We start from the raw sequence: 20,420 nt of genomic DNA on the forward strand, positions 1-20,420 counted from the left end.
GCAGCAATGCGTTCGCGGCGTCTTTTGGAAACGCTAGCGAGATGGAGAATTGGCGGATGAAGCGGATCGTTGTTGCCGTAGGAGCCTTGTTGCTCGGTGCTGGCGTGGTTTTGGCGCAGCAGGATGTCGCCGTTCAGCAGCAGAATCTCATGAAGACGCAGGGAAAGAGCATGTACGGGGTCATGCTCAAGATGGTGAAGGGCGAGATCCCCTATGATCAGGCCGCGGTAACTGCCGCCATGACGGATCTCGAAGCGCAAGTCGTCAAGATCCCCACCGTCTTCACGCCCAATCCGAAGGAAGATGTCGCCGACGCGAATTTCGGGGCATCGCAGAAGATCTGGCAGAGCAAGGCCGATTTCGATGCCAAGGTGCCCCCGGTCAGCAAGACGATCGCAGAGGTCAAGGGATCGGTGAAGGACGCCGCCAGCCTCAAGGTCGCGTTCGACGCCATTCAGGCCAAGTGCACCGATTGCCACGAGACGTTTCGTGTAAAGCTCAAGTGAAGACTTGAACCTTGAAAAAAAGGGGGCGGACGCCTCGATGCGTCCGCCTCCTTGGTATTTTCAGGACATGCCCGCCGGCGGTCCTACTTCGTCACTGATTTGGTGACTTACTTCATCACTTGGCCGCGGATTTCGCCGCCCGGATTGGCTGCGGTGTGAACGTTGACATAGTACTTGCCGGACGTCAGGTCGGCGGCCTGCGCGTCGGTCAGCGTGGCGCTGCCCTCGGCCGGGCTCGACGCGGCGTTCGGGATCGCGACCGCGACGCCGGCGTTCTTGCCGGCTTCGGCGGGACCATGGAAATGCGCGGCGGTGGCGGGGCCGGACAGGCCGGTATAGGTCAGCTTCCAGCTCAGCTTCTTGGTGGCCGGATCGTAGTCGATGTCGGCGGTGCCGGAGCCGGCGCTGGCGTTCGGCGGCACTTCGGCCTTGCCGTCCAGCGTCGCCTTCATTTTCTCGGCGAAGGCGGTGCCGGAAAAGGCGATCGCGGCACCCAGCGCAAGCGTGGCAAGCATGGTCTTGTTCGACATGGTGTTCTCCCTGTTGACAACGAACGACAGTGTCAGCCTCAAAACAACGCCTGTTCGGATTTATTCCCGAAGCGGCGTTGAATGCCTGAAATTTCATGGAAGCTTATGGCGCAGACTCCGGTCATACTAGCCGTCGCTTCGAGGCGCCTGATGACGGATCGGTGAATGTTGCGACGAATTCTCCTTGGCATTGTTCTGGCCGGCGCTGCCGGTCTTGGCATTGGTCTCGGCATTTTCTGGTGGTTGACGATCCCGGCGGTCGTCGCGTCAAGCTCGCTTCCTTCTCGTGCGCCTGATCTCGCCAACGGCCTCACAACGTTCAATGCCGGCGGATGTTCCTCCTGCCATGCGGTCCCCAACCAGCCCGACCGGCTGCGGCTCGGCGGCGGGCTTGCGATCACCTCGCCGTTCGGGACCTTCTACGTGCCCAACATCTCGCCCGATCCGAACGACGGCATTGGCCGCTGGTCCGAGGCCGATTTCGTCACCGCGGTGATGAAGGGGACCTCGCCGGAGCGGACGCATTATTTTCCGGCGTTTCCCTACGCGTCCTACCAGCATGCGAAGGTCGACGACATCAGAGACCTGTTCGCCTATCTGAAAACCCTGGCGCCGGTGACCGGCAAGGTGCGCGATCACGACGTGCCGTTTCCGTTCAGCGTTCGCCGCAATGTCGGGGTGTGGAAATGGTTGTTCACCGACGGCAAGACGTTCGTGCCGGATGCGGTGCATTCGGCGCAATGGAATCGCGGCGCCTATCTCGTGAACGGTCTCGGCCATTGCGCGGAGTGCCACAGCCCGCGTAATTTTCTCGGCGGCATCGTAGCGGCGCAGCGCTTCGCCGGCGGACCCAATCCGGAAGGCGAGGGCTGGGTGCCCAATATCACGCAGAAGGGGCTGGCCGACTGGAGCGCCAAAGATATCGACTACTTCCTGCAAACCGGACAGATGCCCGACGGCGACACCGCCGGAGGATCGATGGTGCGCGTGATCCGCAACACCTCGCAATTGTCAGCGGCGGATCGCGCCGACATCGCGGAATATCTCAAGTCGCTGCCGCCGGTTGAGGGACCGCCGAAGCCGAAGAAGGCCAAGACAGGCGAAAACTGAGACGGGCCATAGCTAAGGCAGGTGGTGCGCGGCCTAGCGCGCCGTCACGGCGTGAGGGCGGCGACCATCGGCGCGCGTCGCGGTCGCAGAGGGACCCTGACTTCCGGCTCCCTGACCTCAGGGATCCGCACCGTCGATACCTTGCGCGACGCCGGCGCGGAAATCTTCGGCCGGCCGGAATCGGCGGGTTTGACCTGCGCCATGCTATCGAACGTGCGGTCGAATTTGGGTGCCCGATACAGGATGATGTCGCGATCGAGGTAAGCCACGGCCAGGACCGGATCGCGCCGGGTCCACAAATTGTCGAGCGTGAAGCGACGAGCCACCTCGATGCCGTTGCTTGCCGGCGCGTTGCTTCGGTTCAGCGCAGCCGTGACGATCATGGCATTGACGGCTTCCGCATCCGCCGGTGGCCGGGCGGTTTCGATGTTGGCCCCAGATGCCGCGGCAAGGGCGGTCTGTTCCGGTTGATCTGCGGTCTTGTTGGTTAGGAATTCCGCAGCGCCGGGCGGGTTCGAAAAATGTCCGAACAGCGTGTACCCCGCGACCAGCAAGCCCGAAATGATCGTTGCCGCCATCGTATTGGAGGCATATTTGTGCACGCGCTCGTAGACGCGCGTCGACTTCGCGGCGGCGGGCGGTTGCAGCGCAATCGCAAGCAGCTCGTCGTACGTCGTGCGCTGGTCCGTATCGGTCAGGATGTCATAGGCGCGCATCAGCTCCCGGAACCGCCGCGAGGCGTCCGGATCGTCGGCATTCATATCAGGATGGGTGGCCTTGGCGGCCCTGCGAAATGCAGCCCGCAGCCTGTCGGCATCATCGCTCGGAAGCGCTCCGAGCAGATCGTACAGCGTCCCCATGGCGGTACTCGCGACTATTTCCCCCTCGGAAGATCCCCCACGCGGAGCTTCCGATCGACGACGCTGCTAGCTAGCCAAAATTTTCAAGGCGGTAGAATGATCCCGATATGGCAAAATCTTGCCATATTGGCGCGCTGGCCGGACCGTGCGCCATTGTGGGACAGGGTTGATTTCCGGCGGCAGCAATGGCTCCGGCGCGGGCTATGCCAGCCGTGCGATCCCGAGATCGTCGGCCACCTGATCCAATCCTCGCATCAGCGCGGGCGCGACCGGAATTCCATTCTGCGTCCGCTTCACCCGCGTCTCGAAGCTGCGCTCGCCCGGCACCAGGATGCGGTCCACGCCCGGCATGCGCTCGCTATTTCTGATATCGCGCACCAGCGTGTCGACGCTTTTCTTGAACACGGCGACGTCGCCGAAGGCGGCCACGTTGATGGCGGCGATTGCCTGGCCGGTATTGGTGACGCTGTCGTCGTCATGGTTGAAGTCGATCACGTCCCGGCCCATCGCCGCACCGCCGAGCGTGCCCGCCAGCAGGCCGATGACCATGGCAAGGCCGTAGCCCTTGTAGCCGGCCTCCATGCCGCCGAGCGGCAGCAACATGCCCTCGTCGGCGCGCTTCGGATCGGTGAGCGGCTTGCCGGCGCGATCGATCATCCAGCCCTCGGGCATGGTTTCGCCGCGCAGCGCCTTGGTCTTCACCTTGCCGTAGGCGGCAACGGTGGTCGCCATGTCCAGCACGATCGGCTTCTCGTCGCCGGCGGGGATCGCGGCGGCAATCGGGTTGGTCGACAGCAGCATGTCGAGACCGCCCCAGGGCGGAAGATGGTTGGCGTTGCCGACCGCGAAATAGAGCCCGATCATGTCACGGGCGAGCGGCATCGACGCGTAGAGCGAGGCCGGGCCGGCGTGGTTGGAGAATTGCGAGTTGACCCACGCGATGCCGGTCGTGCGCGCTTTCTCGATCGCCATCTCGGCCGCGCGCTTCATCACGAGATGACCCATGCCGTTGTCGCCGTTCAACACCGCGGTGCTGAGATGATCGTGCACGACGCGGATGTTCGGCCGGACGTTGAAGCCGCCGGCCTTGATGCGCCTGACATATTGCGGCAGCCGGGTCACGCCGTGACCGTCCGAGCCCTGCAGATCGGCCTCCGCCATCAGGCCGGCGACGGTCGAGGCATCCTGCTCCGGCAGACCCACTTTCGTCAGCGCTTCCTGAATGAACGCCTTGAGGCGGCTCAACGTGACAATGGTCTCAGGCATCAGAACTCCCGGTGGCCGCGGCGTTCAATGCGCCCGGCGCGAATTTTTGACGGCAATGCGGGCGGGCCGAAACCTAACCCGGGCCGAATGCCTTGAAGGTGATGATGGTGTGGGTGTCCTGGATGCCGGGAATCACCTGGACCTTTTCGTTGACGAAATGGCCGATGTCGGTGTCGTTGTCGACGTAGAACTTGACCAGCAAATCGTAGTCGCCGGCGGTGGAATAGATCTCCGAGGCGATCTCGGCTTCCGCGAGCGCATTGGCGACGGCATAGGACTGGCCGAGCTTGCATTTGAACTGGACGAAGAAGGGAACCATCGCGTGTCTCCGAAGATCTTTGTCCCACTATAGCGTTTTCGAGCGAAGTGGACACCGGTTCGCGTCAAGAAAACGCGTCAAAACAAAAGATTAGAGCCTGGGTCTGATGCAATCAGAACCGGGCTCTAACCAAAAACGGCGGCTGGTGGCAAGCCAACTTGCTGCCAATAGCCCACCGCGCTAGGACACTCTATGGCCCCGAACACACCATCGATGCGAGCCCGGACATGACGACGCCGATCGCGCTGACGATTGCCGGCTCGGACTCCTCCGGTGGTGCCGGCATCCAGGCCGACCTGAAAACGTTTGCGGCCCTCGGGGTCTATGGCGCTTCCGTCATCACGGCGCTGACGGCGCAGAACACGCAAGGGGTCAGCGGCATCCATCCGGTGCCCGCCGAGTTCGTGACCGCGCAGATCGATGCGGTGTTTTCCGATCTCGCGGTTGGCGCCGTCAAGATCGGCATGGTGGCGCAGCCGGCGGTGATCGACGCCATCGTGGCGGGGTTGACGCGCTGGTCGCCGCAACACGTCGTGCTCGATCCCGTGATGGTTGCAACGTCAGGTGATCGTCTCTTGGCCACGGAAGCGGTCGAGGCGCTGCGCAGCAAACTCATTCCGCTTGCGGCGGTGATCACGCCGAACCTGCCGGAGGCCGCGGCGCTGCTGGACGAGCCGATGGCGGTGAGCGAGGCCGCGGTCGAGGATCAGGGCAGACGACTGCTGGCGATGGGATGCAAGGCGGTGCTGATCAAGGGCGGCCACGGGCAGGGCCGCGAGAGCATCGATTATTTGATCGATGCAAAGGGCGTCATCGCGCTGGCCGCGCCGCGCGTCGCCACGCAAAATACCCACGGCACCGGTTGCTCGCTGTCGTCGGCGATCGCGGCAGGTCTTGCCAAGGGCGAAGCCATGGAAACCGCCGTTCGCAATGCCAAGGCCTTCGTCAGCGCCGCGATATTAGCAGCCGATCGCTTCAGCGTCGGCCACGGCCATGGTCCGATCCATCATTTCCAGAAGTTTTACTGAACGGTTCCCTGATCGGATCTTGCGCAAAATCACGGATCCACCGCGGCATGTCGCCTCACTGTCGCATCGCGCTGATATTCGCGATTAACGGGGGCGCAAGACTGATTCTAGCGGCTGATTCTCGTGACGCGGTTAACGCCAAGAATCGTTGTCCTGAATCGTCATCGCCCCGTCACATGAATCCGATAGGTGCATGGCGCATGGGTAGTGACTCCTTGAGTGAAGAAAGCCCCGAGCGGCGCTTTCGCACCTTGTTTATCTCCGACGTCCATCTCGGAGCCCGCGGCTCGCAAGCCGACCGGTTGTTGGACTTTCTCAGAACCCACGATGCCGACACCATCTATCTGGTTGGCGACATCGTCGATGGCTGGGCGCTGAAATCCGGCTGGTACTGGCCGCAATCGCACAACGACTTCGTGCAGAAGATGCTGCGCAAGGCGCGCAAGGGCGCCAAGGTCATCTATGTGCCCGGCAATCACGACGAGTTCCTGCGCAACTATTACGGCACGCATTTCGGCGGCATCGACGTGGTGGAAAACACCATCCACGAGGGCGCCGACGGCAAGCGCTACCTGGTGATCCACGGCGACATCTTCGATCTCGTGGTGCAGAACGCGCGCTGGCTCGCCCATCTCGGCGACAAGGCCTATGATTTCGCCATCCAGATGAACCGGCTGGTCAACTTCTTCCGACGCATGTTCGGCGTGCCCTATTGGTCGCTGTCGCAATGGGCGAAGCTGAAGGTCAAGAACGCCGTCAACTATATCGGGGCGTTCGAAAAGACGCTGGCCGGCGAGGCGCGGCGTCACGGCGCCGACGGCGTGATCTGCGGCCACATCCACTACGCCACCATCCGCGACGAGCACGGTATTCGCTACATGAACTGCGGCGACTGGGTCGAGAGCTGCACCGCGCTCGCCGAGCACGAGGACGGAAAGTTCGAAATCATCACCTGGACCGATCCGCTGCGCCGGGCCGCTCCAGTGCCTCGCGTCGCGGCGCGCGCCGCATGACGCATATCCTGGTCGCGACCGATGCGTGGCATCCCCAGGTCAACGGGGTGGTTCGGACGCTGACCATGATGGCGGAAGCAGCCAAGGGCTTTGGCGTCGACGTCAGCTTTCTGACGCCGCAATCGTTCCGAACTTTTGCGATGCCGAGCTATCCGGATTTGCGGCTGGCTCTGCCCAGTCCCTGGAAGATTGCCGAGCTGATCGACGCGGCAAAACCCGACAGCATCCATATCGCGACCGAAGGCCCGATCGGGCTGTTGGTGCGGCGCTATTGCCGCAAGCGCGGCCTGCCGTTCACGTCAAGCTTTCACACCCGTTTCCCCGAATATGTGTCGGCGCGTTCGCCGATCCCGGAATCCTGGGTCTGGCGGGTGCTGCGCTGGTTTCATCGGCCGAGCCAGGCGGTGATGGCGGCGACGCCGGCGCTGGCGGCCGAATTGCGCATGCGCGGCTTTCGCAACGTGGTGCTGTGGTCGCGCGGCGTCGATACCTCGCTGTTTCATCCGCGCGATATCGACCTCTGCCTGCCGACGCCGGTGTTCCTCAGCGTCGGCCGCGTTGCGGTCGAGAAAAATCTGGAAGCCTTCCTCGACCTCGATCTGCCCGGCACCAAGCTCATCGTTGGCGACGGACCGGCGCGCGCGGCGCTGGAGCGCAAATATCCAGACGCCGTCTTCCTCGGGGCGCGCCATGGCGAGGAACTGGCCGAAATCTATGCGGCCGCCGATATCTTCGTGTTCCCGAGCAAGACCGACACTTTTGGCCTGGTGCTGCTGGAGGCGCTTGCCAGCGGCCTGCCGGTGGCGGCCTTCCCGGTCACCGGTCCCCGCGACGTCATTGGTTCGGCGCCGGTTGGCGTCCTGAGCGACGATTTACACACGGCGTGCCTCGAGGCGCTGCATATTCCGCGCGAGACCTGCATTGAATTTGCCGCTGAACACACCTGGCAGGCCTCGGCGCGCGTCTTCGTCGAACATGCCCAAAATATCAGCTTGGCTGACGCAGAAGGCGATGCGGTCGAATTTGTGGCGGAAGACCCGCATTTCGCCGCCTGACTTCACCTGATTGTAGCTTCCCCGCGCTCCGTCGGCGCGATACAACGGCGTATGACCGAACCAGCCCCAATTGCAGCGGTCGGCGCTGCGGATATCGATGCGGCGGCGCGGGTGGTTGCGCCCTTTGCGGTGCGAACCCCGTTGCTGTCGTTCCCCGTTCTCAACGAACGCGCCGGGACCAAGGTGTTCCTGAAGCCCGAAATGCTGCAGCGGACCGGGTCGTTCAAGTTCCGCGGCGCCTTCAACAAGCTGGCGTCGATTCCGCAGGACAAGCGCAGCGGCGGCGTGGTCGCGTTCTCGTCCGGCAACCATGCCCAGGGCGTGGCGGCGGCGGCACAGATCCTCAACATGCACGCGACCATCGTGATGCCGCTCGATTCGCCCGTCACCAAGCGCGAGCGCACCAAAGGCTATGGCGCCGAGGTCGTGCTGTATGACCGCGACAAGGAAGACCGCGAGGCCATCGCCAACGGCATTGCCGCCAAGCGCGGTGCGACGCTGGTGCGCCCCTATGACGATCCGTTCGTGATCGCAGGGCAGGGCACCGCGGGCCGGGAAATCGCCGAGGATATGGCTGCACTGGGACTGTCGCCCGATATTGTGGTGGCGCCGGCGTCCGGCGGCGGACTGATCGCGGGGGTCGCCACCGCCGTGAAGGCCAAATTTCCGCAAGCCCAGATCATTGTCGCCGAGCCCAAGGACTATGACGACCACGGGCTTTCGCTCCGCGCCGGTCATCGCGAGGCCCATCACGCCGCCGGCCGCACCATCTGCGACGCGCTGATGGCGCAGATCCCCGGCGAACTGACGTTCTCGATCAACAGCAAGCTGCTGGCGAACGGCGTGACGGCCTCCGATGAGGAAGTCGGCGCAGCCGTTGCCTATGCGTACCGGGAATTGAAGCTAGTGGTCGAGCCCGGCGGCGCCGTCGGCCTTGCCGCGTTGCTGGCCGGTCGTATCGATGTGCGTGGCAAGAACGTCGTCATCGTGCTCTCCGGCGGCAATGTCGACGCGGACCTGTTCGCGAAACTGGTAGCGTAATCGGATCATTCAACAAAGTCGGGCGGAGCATGAGCTCCGCCCGACTTTGTTTGTGTTCTTCGCAGACTCAATGCCTGCCGCCGTGACCACCCATGGAATTAAATGAGTTGCGGGACGGCGAAGACGCAAGGCGCGGGCTGGAATTGCCGCCGCTGCCGCCACCGAACCTGCGCGGCGCGAGCGTGCCCTCGTGCCTGTGGTTTTTCACCCGTATCGGATCGGCGTTCTTGATGGGCAGGTTCGAGATCTTGCCCGCGCCGCCAGTGTTGCCAAGGTTCGATCCCTTGTCGGGCAGGGTGGCGATCTTCGAGGGACCTTGCACCGGCGTATGATCCTTCGACAGGCCTGAATTCGTGAAATTTATTGCGGGCGACCGCGTCAGGCGCGTGAATTGCATCAGCGGCACGGTCCTGGGCTGTGCCTGCAGCTTCAACGCGGACTGGGCGTAGGGGCTGTTGGCATAGCTGTCATGGAAGGCCTTGTAGACAACCGGCGAATTCGCCAGCACCGCCTTGTGCCAGGCTGTCGCCTCCAGCCAGTTTCCGAGCAGGTGGCGAATCCGGTCGCACAGCGGATCGCGCGGATACAGGCGGATGAATTCCTCATAATAGTCGGGCGAGGCTTCCGACAGCACGTAGTCGTAGGCCTGACGCACCGAACGCGAGGGCAGGTTCGACGCGGTCTGGATGATCGGGCTGTGATCGGGGGCGCGCGTTGCCGCGACCGCGGTGTCGCCGAAGAAATAGAATTCGCTGGTCAGCGACGAACTTTCCCACGGCGTCTGGTGGCCGTCGGTGGCATTGTTGACGTCGAGGCGGACGCGCTTGAACAATTGTTCGATCGGCAGATTGGGTTCGCGCGCGCGCCGCAGGAAGGCCTGCGTATACGGGCTGTGGTTGCTGTCGCCGTCCTGGGCTTCCATGCCCGGCGCCGTCGAATAGCCGACAATCGATCCGTTCGGCGCATCGACGATCGCCAGGCCGCGGCCGGCGTCGCTGACGCCGGGGAACGGATTGTTCCGGCAGGCGTCAAGCACGACGATGCGCATCCGGCTCGGAATCGATTCCAGCGTCCCCATCAGGTCGACCAGGCGAAGCGAATTGCCGTCGAGATCGGCAGGCGTCAAGATCCTGGCATCGACCGGGAGCAGGTAGTTTTCGCCCGCTAGCTGCACACCGTGGCCGGCATAGTAGATCATGGCGACCGTCTTCGGCCCGCGCGCGGCGATCCTGGCGGAGAAATCCTGCACGGCCTTGACCATGTCGTTGCGCGTCAGGTCGATCGCCTCGGTCACCTCGAAGCCTGCGGAATTCAGAAGTTGCGCCATCGATTGTGCGTCGTTGCCGGGATTGGCGAGTTTCGGTGCGCTCTGGTAGTTCGAATTGCCGATCACCAGCGCAACCCGTTGCTCCCGGCTCTGTGGCGATGATTGAGTGGCATTGCCGACTTCGGCACTGGAGGCTTCGGCGAAAGCTGCACCACCGGCAGCAAGGCCGAACAGGCTGCCGCAGAGGCCTGCGCAGAACAACAATGATTTGAAACGGGACATGTTGAAACGAGACATGGCGTGCTCCTTCCGATCTCGACGCGAGATTTTCGAAAGGACACGCTAGATCGAGGGTGCTCCGGTGTACGTGACGCCGGTCACCGTCCGGCTTCCGGCGCCGAACGGTTGACTGCCACGGTCACGCGCAATGGTAGCAGCGCGACCGACATCGGCAACTGGCCGATGCTTTCGCCGTCAACGTCGGCCTGGACAATCGTGATCCGCGTCGCGTGGCGCCGGGTGACCTTGGGGTGGGCGATATAGCTGCCGTCACCGAGACGGGGGACGATTTTCGTCAGGCTTTCCCATCGCCCCATGTCGCCGACCATGATGAGATCGAGTTTGCAGTCGCTCGGGTCGGCGCCGGGCGCGAGCATCAACCCTTCGCCGGCGCCGTCGAAGCTGCAAAGCAGCAGCGCCCACATCGGCAGCGTTTGTTCGGCTTCGTCATCGACCCTGATGCGGTATGCGCGCGGGGTGTAGGTCAGCGAGGTAAACGCGGTCATGAGGACGTAGCTGACCGGGCCAAGCCGCTTCAGGAGCGGCACCCGCTGGGCCCGCCATGAGATTGTGGCGGCGGCGCCAACGATCGCGAGCAGGAAGCCGTAGCGGGTCACCTGATTGCCCGTATAGCCCCTGGCCTCGGCGCGAAACACGTCGATCTCGCGCGTTGTTCCTGATGCGACGGCCCTGCTGGCATCGGCAAGGGAGATCTGGCCGAACGAACGGGAGAACTCGTTCGAGGTTCCGCCGGGCAATTGCGCCAGTACCAGACCGGGCGCGATCATCCGATCATCCGCTATTACGCCGTTCAGGATTTCGCTGAACGTGCCGTCGCCGCCGACCGAGATCAGGCGGCGATAGCCGGCCGTGACGGCTTCCCGCGCCAGCACCGTTCCGTGATTGCGCGCGCGTCATCACGATGTCGTCGGCAGCGAGCGGGCCAAGATGGTTCTCGAGTTCGGCACGAATCTGCGGCCAGCGTCTGCCGCAATTGCCCTTGTTCGCCATCGGATTGACGATGACCCTGGTTTTCACCGCGACCTCCCCGCAGAAGACGATCCTGCCAGCTTGATGCCGGCGGACGGCCGAGGCAACCGGAAAGCGAAGTGTTCGCAGGCGCACAACGAGACGGGAGTGTCGAGCAAGCGGGTGCTAGCTGCGAAACTTCTCGACCTCTCAGGAGAAGAACGCGATCTTCTCGACCTGGCTCATGCGCCGGATCGGCGCCAGCGGATCGTTGGCCGCCCTGGTGGGCTTGCTCAACATGCCGCTCGCGAGAATGCTCGAGCCGAGCGACATTTCCACCGCAGGCGCGGCAACCGCTTCGACGGCGGGCTGCGGCGGCATCTCCATCGGGGCTGCGATCGGTTCGGGTACTTCCGCAACGATCGCTTGTTCGACCGGCGCGGGCTCGGCGAAGTGCGCCGGTTCGGCCATCGCTGCGGCGATCTCGTCGTCGTCGATCGGATCCGGCGCGCCCATCTCCATCGCGATCAGGTCGAGGATGGCCTCGTCATCGGCATCGGCCGCCTCGTCGGTGACGGCGGTATCGATGACGTCAGTCACCTCAAGTGTTTCAGCCGGTGCCAGGGCGGCTTCGGTTTCCGCAAGCGCAGTCTCGGTATGCGCAGCTTCGGCGACCTCAGCCTCGGCAGGTTCAGCGAACGACATCGCGGAAGCCTCAGCCGCTTCCGGCGCAGCGATAGTCTCGACGGGCTCCGCCATCGCGGCAGGCGGCATGTCCGGCGTGTCGAGAGAGGTGGTTTCCGCAGCGGACGCGGCAGCGCGACCGTTGCCGCCGAATTCCGCAAGCCGGCCCCCGATCCCGGCGAACGCCGCGCTCAGTGCCGCCTTCGCCTCGTCGGTGGTGACTTCTTCCGAGGCCTTTTCGATCACCGCGACCTGCGAATCGATCAGGTCGCAGATTCGGCTGTCATTGCCGATTTCCCGCAACCGCCAGGCGATCTCCCGCAGCACCCGCGCGCCCTTGCGGACGGCGGCCTGCCGCTGCTCCAGCGCGAGGCCGTCGAGCGCCTCGGTTGCGGAGGTTTGCGCGGCCTCGACGGCGGTGCGGATGGCACCCAGCGCGACCTTCATTCGGTTGTCGGAAGCTTCAGCCGCGGCGGTCGCCGCCGCAGCGGCCGATTTGGCAGCGGCGGCGTCCGCGGCCTGCTGCTGGGCCGCAAAGCCTTCCCGCTGCGCGGCGAGGGTTTCTTCCCTCTGGGCGGTGAGGCTGTGCTCGATCCGCGCTACCGCGTCGAGCACCATGCGGGTGTCGGCATTGCGGTTGCGCTTGGCATATTCGGTGAGGAACCAGCGGCCCCGCGAAGTCTCCATGAAGGCTTCGCTGATCGCGGCATAGTCCTCCTCACCCGGCAGCGCGGCGCGTGCTGAGATCGGCGAAAGGGCAAATGCTTCGTCGGCCATGCTAAACTCTTCGCGCAAATCACCGCGCGTTACGTTAACGAACATCACGATATCGGGCGAATCGCAATTGAATTGATGCCAAGCGAATCACAAATCCCCATCGCTTCTCAAGATGCGTCGAAGCGATTCGCTGGCCGACTGGCGCTGTTCTATGGCGCGACGTTCGGAACGATGGGTACCCACCTGCCGTTTTTCACGGTCTGGCTGAAGGCGGTCGGCATCGACGCGTCGTGGATCGGCATTATCTCCGCGGTGCCGGCGCTGACGCGGTTCACGGTACTTCCGTTCGTGACCGGGGCCGCCGAGAAGCGCTATTCGCTGCGCGGGGCCCTGACGGTAGCCGCCTTCGCGACCGCGCTGGGCTTTGCCGTGATCGGCACCCAATATCTGCCGCTCGCGGTGCTGCTGGCCTATGCCGCCACCTGCGCGCTGTGGACGCCGATGCTGCCGCTGACGGATGCCTATGCGCTGCGCGGCGTGGCGCGTTACGGCCTGAACTACGGGCCGATGCGGCTGTGGGGCTCGGCGGCCTTCGTAGCCGGCGCGCTCGTGTGCGGGCTATTGGTCGATATCGTCGCGGCCAGGCACCTGATCTGGGTCATCGCGTCGATCGCAGCGCTCGGCGCCATCGCCAGCCTGGGACTACAGCCGCTGGAGCGGCCCAAGCCGGCGCAGGCGGCCGTCCAGGGCGCGACTTCACTGCTGCGCGCTACCGGTTTTGTCGCCATCATCGTCGCCTCGGCGCTGACCCAGGGCAGCCACGCGGCCTATTACGCGTTTGCGTCCATCACCTGGCAGGGATTGGGGCTGAGCGGACTGACCATTGCCGGGCTGTGGGTGCTCGGCGTGCTGGCCGAGATCGTGGTGTTCGCGCTGTCGCCGCGCTTTACGCTGCAGCCTTCGACACTGGTGGTGATCGGCGCGCTCAGCGCCGTGGCGCGGTGGTCGATCACGGCGCAGGAGCCGTCGCTTGCGGTGCTCAGTGTGGTCCAGCTCGCGCACGGGCTGACCTACGGGATTACCCAGGTTGGCACCATGGGACTATTGGTGCGTCACGTGCCAATCCACCTGATGGCGCGCGGGCAGGGCTATCTCGCCGCCTGTGGCGGCATCGTCAGCATGACGGCGTCGATCCTGTCGGGCGTGGTCTATGCGCGCTACGGGGCCGGCGTCTACTACATGATGGCGGCCATGGCGCTGGTTGCCGCCAGCGTGATGTGGTGCGCGCGGCACAAATTATCGCATCAGCCCCAGAGAGCGGCTTCCGGCGGATAGACCAGACTGCCGTCGTAGCGCAGGCCGCCGTCGCGGTCGCGCGCCAGCAACAGCGGGCCGTCGAGGTCGACGAAGCGCGCCTGCGGCGCCAGCAGCATCGCCGGCGCCATCGCCAGTGAGGTCGCGACCATGCAGCCGATCATGATTTCAAATCCAAGCGCCTGGGCGGCATCGGCCATCGCCAGCGCTTCCGTCAGGCCGCCGGTCTTGTCGAGCTTGATGTTAACGGCGTCATAGCGCCCGCGAAGATCCGCCAGCGAAGCGCGGTCGTGCACGCTTTCGTCGGCGCAGACCGCGATCGGCCGCTTGATGCGCGCCAGCGCCTCGTCCTTGCCGGCGGGCAGCGGCTGCTCCACCAGCGTCACGCCGGCGCCGGCGCAGGCCTTAAGGTTCTGCTCGAGATTATCCGGCGTCCACGCTTCGTTCGCATCCACGATCAGTTCGGATTCGGGTGCCGCCTTGCGTACCGCCGCGATGCGGGCGACGTCGCCGACGCCACCGAGCTTGATCTTGAGCAGCGGCCGGTGCGCGGCCTTGGCGGTCGCTGCCGCCATCGCTTCGGGCGTTCCCAGCGAGATGGTGAAGGCGGTGGTGCAGGGGCGCGGCGCCGGCCGACCGAGCAGGGTCCACGCCCTCTGGCCTGCCGTTTTGGCCTCGAGGTCCAGCAGCGCGCAGTCCAGCGCGTTGCGGGCGGCGCCTGGGGGCATCGCGGCCTGCAGGCCGGTTCGGTCCAGTCCTCGCGACAGCGGCTCCTGCATCGCCAGAAGGGCGGCCAGCGTCGCTTCCGGGGTCTCGCCGTAGCGCGGGTAGGGCACGCATTCGCCGCGCCCGGTTAGCCCGCTCTGGCTGACTTCCGCCACCACGGTGACCGCCTCGGTCTTGGCGCCCCGGCTGATCGTGAAGGAACCCGCGATCGGCCAGCGCTCGATAGCGGCGGCAAGTTGTCGAGATGGGGTAGAAGTCATTTTAAAATCTTGCAATTTCTGAACCGTAAGCTTGCCCGCCGCAACCAACTATGGCTGGTTAGAGCATGATCCGGAAAAGTGGACACCGGTTTTCCGAACAGATCATGCTGAACCAAGAAGAACTAGATCATGATTCACCGGATCATGATCTAGTGTCAGATTCTACAAGGCAGTGCGGCGTGCCGGACCTTTTCTTTTGCATCGATGACGAGCCGGCCGGGGGGCAGGCATCGTGAGTGGAGACCCGACACTGGAGCGGATCGCCAGCGGGAACGGGCTTGCCTTGTGCGCGGCGGGTTCCTGGACGGCGCGCTTTGCCCCCGTATTGGAACGATTGGTGACCGATGCCGAGAAGCTCGGCGGCAGCCGGCCCAACATCTTCATCGACGTCAGCCAGGTGTCGAAACTCGATACCTTCGGCGCCTGGCTGATCGAGCGGCTGCGCCGCAGCCTGACCCAGGGCGGTATCGAGGCCCAGATCGCGGGCCTCTCGGCCAACTATTCGAGCCTGGTCGACGAGGTCCGCCGGGTGAAGGCCCAGCCCGTCATTGAGGGCCGTGCGGTGACGATATCAGGCATGCTGGAGCAGGTCGGCCGCAGCGTGGCCGGCGTCGGCGGCACCCTGGTCGGACTGATCGACATGCTGGGCGCGGTGCTGGCCGCGGTCGGCAATGTCGTGATCCATCCCCGCGGCTTTCGTCTCACTTCCACCATCCATCACCTCGAACAGGTGTGCTGGCGTGCGGTGCCGATCGTGGTGCTGATTACGTTTCTGATTGGCTGCATCATCTCGCAGCAGGGCATCTTCCACTTCCGGAAATTCGGCGCCGACATTTTCGTGGTCGACATGCTGGGCGTGCTGGTGCTGCGCGAGATCGGCGTGCTGCTGGTCGCGATCATGGTGGCCGGCCGTTCGGGCTCGGCCTACACCGCCGAACTCGGCTCGATGAAGATGCGCGAAGAGATCGACGCGCTGCGCACCATGGGCTTCGACCCGATCGAGGTCCTGATCCTGCCGCGGATGCTGGCGCTGGTGCTGGCGCTGCCGATCCTGGCCTTCCTCGGCGCGATGGCCGCACTCTATGGCGGCGGGCTGGTGGCGTGGCTCTATGGCGGCGTCGATCCGGAAGCGTTCCTGCTGCGGCTGCGCGACGCCATCTCGATCGATCACTTCATCGTCGGCATCATCAAGGCGCCGGTGATGGCCGCGGTGATCGGCATCGTCGCCTGCGTCGAGGGCCTTGCGGTGCAGGGCAGCGCGGAATCGCTCGGCCAGCACACCACGTCGTCGGTGGTGAAGGGCATTTTCTTCGTCATCGTCATGGATGGCGTGTTTGCCATCTTCTTCGCAGCGATCGGGATGTGACCATGGCGGGCGAAATCTCCGACGCCATCATCCGGGTTCGCGACATCACCGTGCAGTTCGGCACGACGCGGGTGCTCGACGGGCTCAATCTCGATGTCAAGCGCGGCGAAATTCTCGGCTTCGTCGGTCCGTCCGGCGCCGGCAAGTCGGTGCTGACCCGCACCATCATTGGTCTGGTGCCGAAACTCGCCGGCCGCATCGAGGTGTTCGGCGTCGACCTCGACAGAGCGAGCGCCGCCGAACGCCGAGGCGTCGAGCGCCGCTGGGGCATCCTGTTCCAGCAGGGCGCGCTGTTCTCGTCGCTCACCGTGCGGCAGAACATCCAGTTTCCGGTACGCGAATATCTCAAGGTCTCGCAGCGGCTGCTCGACGAGATCATGGTGGCCAAGCTCGGCATGGTGGGCCTGAAGCCGGAGGTCGCCGACCGTTTTCCCTCGGAGCTCTCGGGCGGCATGATCAAGCGCGTGGCGCTGGCGCGCGCGCTCGCGCTCGACCCCGAACTGGTGTTCCTGGACGAGCCGACCTCCGGGCTCGATCCGATCGGCGCCGGCGATTTCGACGAACTGGTGCGGACCCTGCAGCGTACTTTGGGCCTGACCGTTTTCATGGTAACCCACGACCTCGACAGCCTTTATACGGCCTGCGATCGCATTGCCGTTTTAGGGAACGGTAAGATCATTGCCGCAGGATCGATGGCCGACATGAAGGCCTCGAAGCATCCCTGGCTGAACCAGTATTTCAACGGCAAGCGCGCCCGCGCCGTTGTGGTCTAGGAGTAATTGATGGAAACGCGGGCGAATTACGTCCTGATCGGATCGTTCACGCTGGCGGTGATCGCGGCCGCCTTCGGCTTCGTGCTGTGGTTCCAGAGCCTGCACACCACCAAGGCGCGCAGCCCGATCCGGATCGTGTTCGAAGGCCCGGCCTCCGGCCTGCGCAACGGCGGCAGTGTCAATTTCAACGGTATCCGGATAGGGGAAGTTATCTCGGTTAAGCTCGATAACCCGCGTCGTGTGGTCGCACTGGCGATGGTTGAGAACAACGCCCCGATCCGGAAAGACACCCTGGTTGGCCTCGAATTTCAGGGCCTGACCGGCGTGGCCGCGATCTCGCTGAAGGGCGGCGAGGAAGCCGCCCCCTCGGTGCCGCTCGACGAGGACGGCGTTCCGGTGCTGACCGCCGATCCCAACGCGCTGCAGGACGTCACCGAAGCGATCCGCGCCACCCTGCAGAACGTCAACCGCATCGTCGCCGACAACCAGGAATCGGTGAAGAGTTCGCTGAAGAATCTCGAGACCTTCACCTCCGCGCTGGCGCGCAACTCAGAGAAGATCGACAACGTCATGCTCAAGGTCGACGGCGTGATGGGCAAGGCGGACAGCCTGATGCTCGGACTGAACACGATCGCGGGCGGCAGCGCGGGCGGCGAGTTGAACCTGATGGTGAAATCGATCCGCGAACTGGCCGACGATTTCGACAAGCGGTCGGCGGCGCTGATCAACGATGGCCGCCGCACGCTCGTCGACATCAGCCGCGCGGTGAACAATTTCGACCGCAACCCGAGCCGGGTGATCTTCGGTGGCAGCAACAATGCCGCTCCGGCGGCGGAAGCGGCAGCACCACCACCCAGGCCGCCGGCGGCACCGCCCAAACCGGCGGCGGCGCCGAGCGGGCAGAAGCGGCAGTAGACGTCTATCTGCCGCGGGCGTGCGGATTCATTGTCCGCCCGCGAACGCCTTCACCAGCCGGTACAGATACTCATTGCCGTTGAAGAACGATTTGACGGGCACCCGCTCGTCGCGCCCGTGGATGCGCGATTCATGGATGTCGCCGGCCATTCCGGAATGACCGTAGGTCGGAATGCCGGCGTTGCGCAGGTAACTGCCGTCGGTGGCGCCGGCGCTCATGATCGGCAATACCACTGCGCCCGGAAAGAACTCGGCCGACAGTTTTGTGATCGGTCCGATGACTTGTTCGCTGAGTGCGGAAGGTTCGCTCGTGGTCGCGGTATCGATCTGCGTGACCGCGATCTGGTCGTCGCCGATTACCTTCTCCAGCGTTGCCTTGACGCCGTCGATGGGTTCGCCGGGCATCACCCGGCAGTTGACCGTGGCGGTCGCGAGTTGCGGCAGCGCGTTGAAGGCGGTGCCCGCCTGCAACATCGTCGTGATGCAGGTGGTGCGCAGTTGCGCATTGTAGCCGGTATTGTCGGACAGGCGCATCACCGGCGGCGAAGCAGGATCGGTCTGGCCCGACAGCACGGCGCGCAAATCCTCCGCCAACTGTCCGCCTTCCATCTGCGCGGTACGTTCGAAATAGGCGCGCGTCGTTTCATTGAGAGCGATCGGGAAGCTGAACGCCGAAAGCCGGGTCAGGCCCGCCGCCAGTCGGTAGATCGCATTGTCCTTGACCGGAGCGGCGCTGTGGCCGCCCTTGTCCTTGACGCTCAGCGCGTAAGTCACCGAGACCTTTTCGCTGGTTTGCACGGAAACCCGCAGCGGCTTGCCGTCCTTCAGCCCGACCGCGCCGCCCTCGTTGAGGGCAAATTCGGCGTCGATCAGGTCGCGGTGGTTTTTCAGCAGCCACTGGATGCCGAGCGCATCCTTGTCGAGAATCTCTTCGTCGGTCTCCAGCGCCAGGATGATGTCGCGGTCCGGCTTGTAGCCTTCCTGCTTGTAGCGGATGAGATTGGCGACAAAGGACGCCGCCATGTATTTGTCGTCGCCGCTGCCGCGCGCGTAGAAATAGCCGTCCTGCTCGACCAGCTTGAACGGATCGGTCGCCCAGTCCTCGCGGGGGGCCGGCACGACGTCGATATGGGCCACCAGCAGGATCGGCTTGCGCGCGCCGGATCCTTTCAGACGCGCGACCAGATTGCCCTTGCGCGGCGCCGGCGAGAACACCTGAACGTCGGCGTCCGGAAAGCCGCCGGCGCGCAGCCGTGCGGCCATGGCTTCGGCGGCCTTTGCGGTGTCGCCGGTCGCCGTCACGGTGTTGATCTCGATCAGCTCCTTGTAGATGTCGAGCGCCCGCTGCTGGTTGGGGTTCAGGCTCTCGGCGGCGGCCGGGCTTGATATCGCCAGGGCTGCTGACATCAGCATCGCTGCTGCCAGGTGAGGGGATTTGAAATTCGAACTCGTCAACAGGCGCATCGGTTTCATCCTCTATTTCGAGTCCTTGGCAGCCGTGACTTCAATCTCGACCAGAAATCCGGGATTGGCCAGCGCTGCGACGCCGACGACGGAGCGGACGGGAAGGTTGGGCTGAGCGCCGCCGAAAAACTGCGTGTAACCCTCCATGAAGGCCTTGAAGTCCATCGGCGCCCGGGCGTCGTGCACCAGGAACACCTGCATCTTGACGACATCGGCCATGCCGAACCCCTGGCCCTCAAGGATCTGCTTGATCCGGTTGAGCACGCCGACGGTCTGCGTTTTGGTGTCGCCATAAGCCTGCGGACTGGTGGCTTCGACATCCTTGTTGATGACGGGCGGCACCTGGCCGCTCACATACAAAGTGACGGCGTCACCGGAGACCTTCACCGCCTGGGCGATCGGGAACGTCGAATTCGGAATCGGGTACCGCACGACTTCGGCGTGGACGACGTTCGAGCCGAGCAGCAACGCGGTCAGCGCCAGCATTCCCTTTTTCATCTTCGTCTCCCATGTGGCCGATCAAGGCCTGATACGTTTGACGTCGTCGGCGGTGACGGCGTCGTTATACTGATTGCCGAAATGCGTGCGCAGATAGTTGACGACGGCGGCGACCTGGTCGTCGCTCATCATCGCGCCGACCGGCGGCATCGCCTTCTGGCCCCGGACGACGACGTAGACCGGATAACCGCCCGCCTCGAGATTGCTGTCTTTCGACAGCGAGGGATAGGTGCCCGCGCCGGCGGCGCCGTGACCGTCCGGCATGTGGCAACCCTGACAGGCGCTGGCGAACAGATCCTCTCCGGTCTGCTCGGTAAACCGGAAGCCGGTGCTCAGCGACGCCAGCGGCCGCGAACGCGCTTCTTCATCCGCATGCGCCGCTGATGACGCCAGCGACGTCACCATCAGGCCTGTGGCTGCTAGCAAGCGCTTCAATCTCGTTGGCTGGATCAGGCGGGAG

The 20,420-nt window shown here is 64.3% G+C and carries 21 protein-coding genes and 1 pseudogene; 10 read left to right on the plus strand and 12 right to left on the minus strand.

Annotation, left to right across the window (positions count from 1 at the left end):
• Positions 1–56: 56 nt before the first annotated feature.
• Positions 57–506 (plus strand): cytochrome c, encoded by a 450-nt coding sequence (locus BLR13_RS30715; protein WP_074830922.1) that lies wholly within the window; start codon positions 57–59, stop codon positions 504–506.
• A 107-nt stretch (positions 507–613) separates the two neighbouring features.
• Here BLR13_RS30715 and BLR13_RS30720 read toward each other — a convergent pair whose 3' ends face one another.
• Positions 614–1,036 carry a CHRD domain-containing protein gene (locus BLR13_RS30720; RefSeq protein WP_074830920.1) on the minus strand — a complete coding sequence of 141 codons (423 nt, stop codon included), beginning with the start codon at positions 1,034–1,036 and terminating at the stop codon, positions 614–616.
• Positions 1,037–1,201: 165 nt separating this feature from the next.
• Between BLR13_RS30720 and BLR13_RS30725 the strand changes: the two genes are divergently transcribed.
• Positions 1,202–2,146: a c-type cytochrome gene (locus BLR13_RS30725; RefSeq protein WP_074815943.1), complete on the plus strand. Its 945-nt coding sequence runs from the start codon at positions 1,202–1,204 to the stop codon at positions 2,144–2,146.
• A gap of 44 nt (positions 2,147–2,190) precedes the next feature.
• Here the strand turns inward: BLR13_RS30725 and BLR13_RS30730 are convergent, their stop codons facing one another.
• The 3 genes from BLR13_RS30730 to BLR13_RS30740 all read right to left on the minus strand — a co-directional run bounded on the left by BLR13_RS30730 (position 2,191) and on the right by BLR13_RS30740 (position 4,591).
• Positions 2,191–3,006 (minus strand): DnaJ domain-containing protein, encoded by an 816-nt coding sequence (locus BLR13_RS30730; protein ID WP_074815939.1) that lies wholly within the window; start codon positions 3,004–3,006, stop codon positions 2,191–2,193.
• A 201-nt stretch (positions 3,007–3,207) separates the two neighbouring features.
• Positions 3,208–4,272, minus strand: a complete 1,065-nt coding sequence (locus tag BLR13_RS30735; RefSeq protein WP_074815936.1) for an Ldh family oxidoreductase — start codon at positions 4,270–4,272, stop codon at positions 3,208–3,210.
• 73 nt (positions 4,273–4,345) lie between these two features.
• Entirely contained in the window at positions 4,346–4,591 is a 246-nt protein-coding gene (locus BLR13_RS30740; RefSeq protein ID WP_027541873.1) for an Lrp/AsnC ligand binding domain-containing protein, read from the minus strand.
• Positions 4,592–4,818: 227 nt separating this feature from the next.
• On the opposite strand from BLR13_RS30740, the gene thiD reads away from it, so the two are divergent.
• From thiD to BLR13_RS30760, 4 genes are all read left to right on the plus strand, one after another.
• Positions 4,819–5,619, plus strand: a complete 801-nt coding sequence (gene thiD / locus BLR13_RS30745; protein ID WP_074815933.1) for a bifunctional hydroxymethylpyrimidine kinase/phosphomethylpyrimidine kinase — start codon at positions 4,819–4,821, stop codon at positions 5,617–5,619.
• A gap of 200 nt (positions 5,620–5,819) precedes the next feature.
• Positions 5,820–6,632: a UDP-2,3-diacylglucosamine diphosphatase gene (locus BLR13_RS30750; protein WP_074815931.1), complete on the plus strand. Its 813-nt coding sequence runs from the start codon at positions 5,820–5,822 to the stop codon at positions 6,630–6,632.
• Positions 6,629–7,687: a glycosyltransferase family 4 protein gene (locus BLR13_RS30755; RefSeq protein ID WP_074815929.1), complete on the plus strand. Its 1,059-nt coding sequence runs from the start codon at positions 6,629–6,631 to the stop codon at positions 7,685–7,687. Before BLR13_RS30750 ends, BLR13_RS30755 begins: the two co-directional genes overlap by 4 nt.
• Before the next feature lie 51 nt (positions 7,688–7,738).
• Complete coding sequence (locus BLR13_RS30760) at positions 7,739–8,728, plus strand: threonine ammonia-lyase (protein ID WP_074815926.1); 990 nt, start codon at positions 7,739–7,741, stop codon at positions 8,726–8,728.
• A gap of 67 nt (positions 8,729–8,795) precedes the next feature.
• On the opposite strand, the gene BLR13_RS30765 is transcribed toward BLR13_RS30760, so the two are convergent.
• From BLR13_RS30765 to BLR13_RS30775, 4 genes and pseudogenes are all read right to left on the minus strand, one after another.
• Positions 8,796–10,292, minus strand: coding sequence for a caspase family protein (locus BLR13_RS30765; protein ID WP_244524970.1), 1,497 nt, complete (start codon positions 10,290–10,292; stop codon positions 8,796–8,798).
• 80 nt (positions 10,293–10,372) lie between these two features.
• Positions 10,373–10,930, minus strand: coding sequence for a diacylglycerol/lipid kinase family protein (locus tag BLR13_RS30770; protein ID WP_283808273.1), 558 nt, complete (start codon positions 10,928–10,930; stop codon positions 10,373–10,375).
• A 3-nt stretch (positions 10,931–10,933) separates the two neighbouring features.
• A pseudogene (locus BLR13_RS42325) lies at positions 10,934–11,170 on the minus strand (acylglycerol kinase family protein); the annotation flags it as partial.
• Positions 11,171–11,453: 283 nt separating this feature from the next.
• Positions 11,454–12,704: a hypothetical protein gene (locus BLR13_RS30775; RefSeq protein WP_074830919.1), complete on the minus strand. Its 1,251-nt coding sequence runs from the start codon at positions 12,702–12,704 to the stop codon at positions 11,454–11,456.
• A gap of 75 nt (positions 12,705–12,779) precedes the next feature.
• On the opposite strand from BLR13_RS30775, the gene BLR13_RS30780 reads away from it, so the two are divergent.
• Positions 12,780–13,979, plus strand: a complete 1,200-nt coding sequence (locus tag BLR13_RS30780) for an MFS transporter (protein ID WP_074815922.1) — start codon at positions 12,780–12,782, stop codon at positions 13,977–13,979.
• On the opposite strand, the gene dgcA is transcribed toward BLR13_RS30780, so the two are convergent.
• On the minus strand, positions 13,949–14,944 hold the full coding sequence (gene dgcA, locus BLR13_RS30785) for an N-acetyl-D-Glu racemase DgcA (protein ID WP_074815919.1): 996 nt from the start codon (positions 14,942–14,944) through the stop codon (positions 13,949–13,951). The two genes, BLR13_RS30780 and dgcA, sit on opposite strands and share 31 nt — an antisense overlap.
• A gap of 232 nt (positions 14,945–15,176) precedes the next feature.
• Here dgcA and BLR13_RS30790 point away from each other — a divergent pair, with 232 nt between their 5' ends.
• The 3 genes from BLR13_RS30790 to BLR13_RS30800 are packed head-to-tail and all read left to right on the plus strand — an operon-like array spanning position 15,177 to position 17,998.
• Complete coding sequence (locus tag BLR13_RS30790; RefSeq protein ID WP_074815915.1) at positions 15,177–16,310, plus strand: MlaE family ABC transporter permease; 1,134 nt, start codon at positions 15,177–15,179, stop codon at positions 16,308–16,310.
• A gap of 2 nt (positions 16,311–16,312) precedes the next feature.
• Positions 16,313–17,083: an ABC transporter ATP-binding protein gene (locus BLR13_RS30795; protein WP_074815912.1), complete on the plus strand. Its 771-nt coding sequence runs from the start codon at positions 16,313–16,315 to the stop codon at positions 17,081–17,083.
• A 9-nt stretch (positions 17,084–17,092) separates the two neighbouring features.
• Positions 17,093–17,998: an MlaD family protein gene (locus tag BLR13_RS30800; RefSeq protein WP_074815909.1), complete on the plus strand. Its 906-nt coding sequence runs from the start codon at positions 17,093–17,095 to the stop codon at positions 17,996–17,998.
• 27 nt (positions 17,999–18,025) lie between these two features.
• On the opposite strand, the gene BLR13_RS30805 is transcribed toward BLR13_RS30800, so the two are convergent.
• The 3 genes from BLR13_RS30805 to BLR13_RS30815 are packed head-to-tail and all read right to left on the minus strand — an operon-like array spanning position 18,026 to position 20,386.
• Positions 18,026–19,471 carry a M20/M25/M40 family metallo-hydrolase gene (locus BLR13_RS30805; protein ID WP_349532601.1) on the minus strand — a complete coding sequence of 482 codons (1,446 nt, stop codon included), beginning with the start codon at positions 19,469–19,471 and terminating at the stop codon, positions 18,026–18,028.
• Between the two features lie 3 nt (positions 19,472–19,474).
• A complete protein-coding gene (locus tag BLR13_RS30810) occupies positions 19,475–19,960 on the minus strand; it encodes a RidA family protein (protein WP_074815906.1) in 486 nt (161 codons plus the stop codon).
• Between the two features lie 21 nt (positions 19,961–19,981).
• Entirely contained in the window at positions 19,982–20,386 is a 405-nt protein-coding gene (locus BLR13_RS30815; RefSeq protein ID WP_244524972.1) for a c-type cytochrome, read from the minus strand.
• Between the last annotated feature and the right edge of the window lie 34 nt (positions 20,387–20,420).

The organism is Bradyrhizobium ottawaense (assembly GCF_900099825.1).
Lineage (GTDB): Bacteria > Pseudomonadota > Alphaproteobacteria > Rhizobiales > Xanthobacteraceae > Bradyrhizobium > Bradyrhizobium ottawaense_A.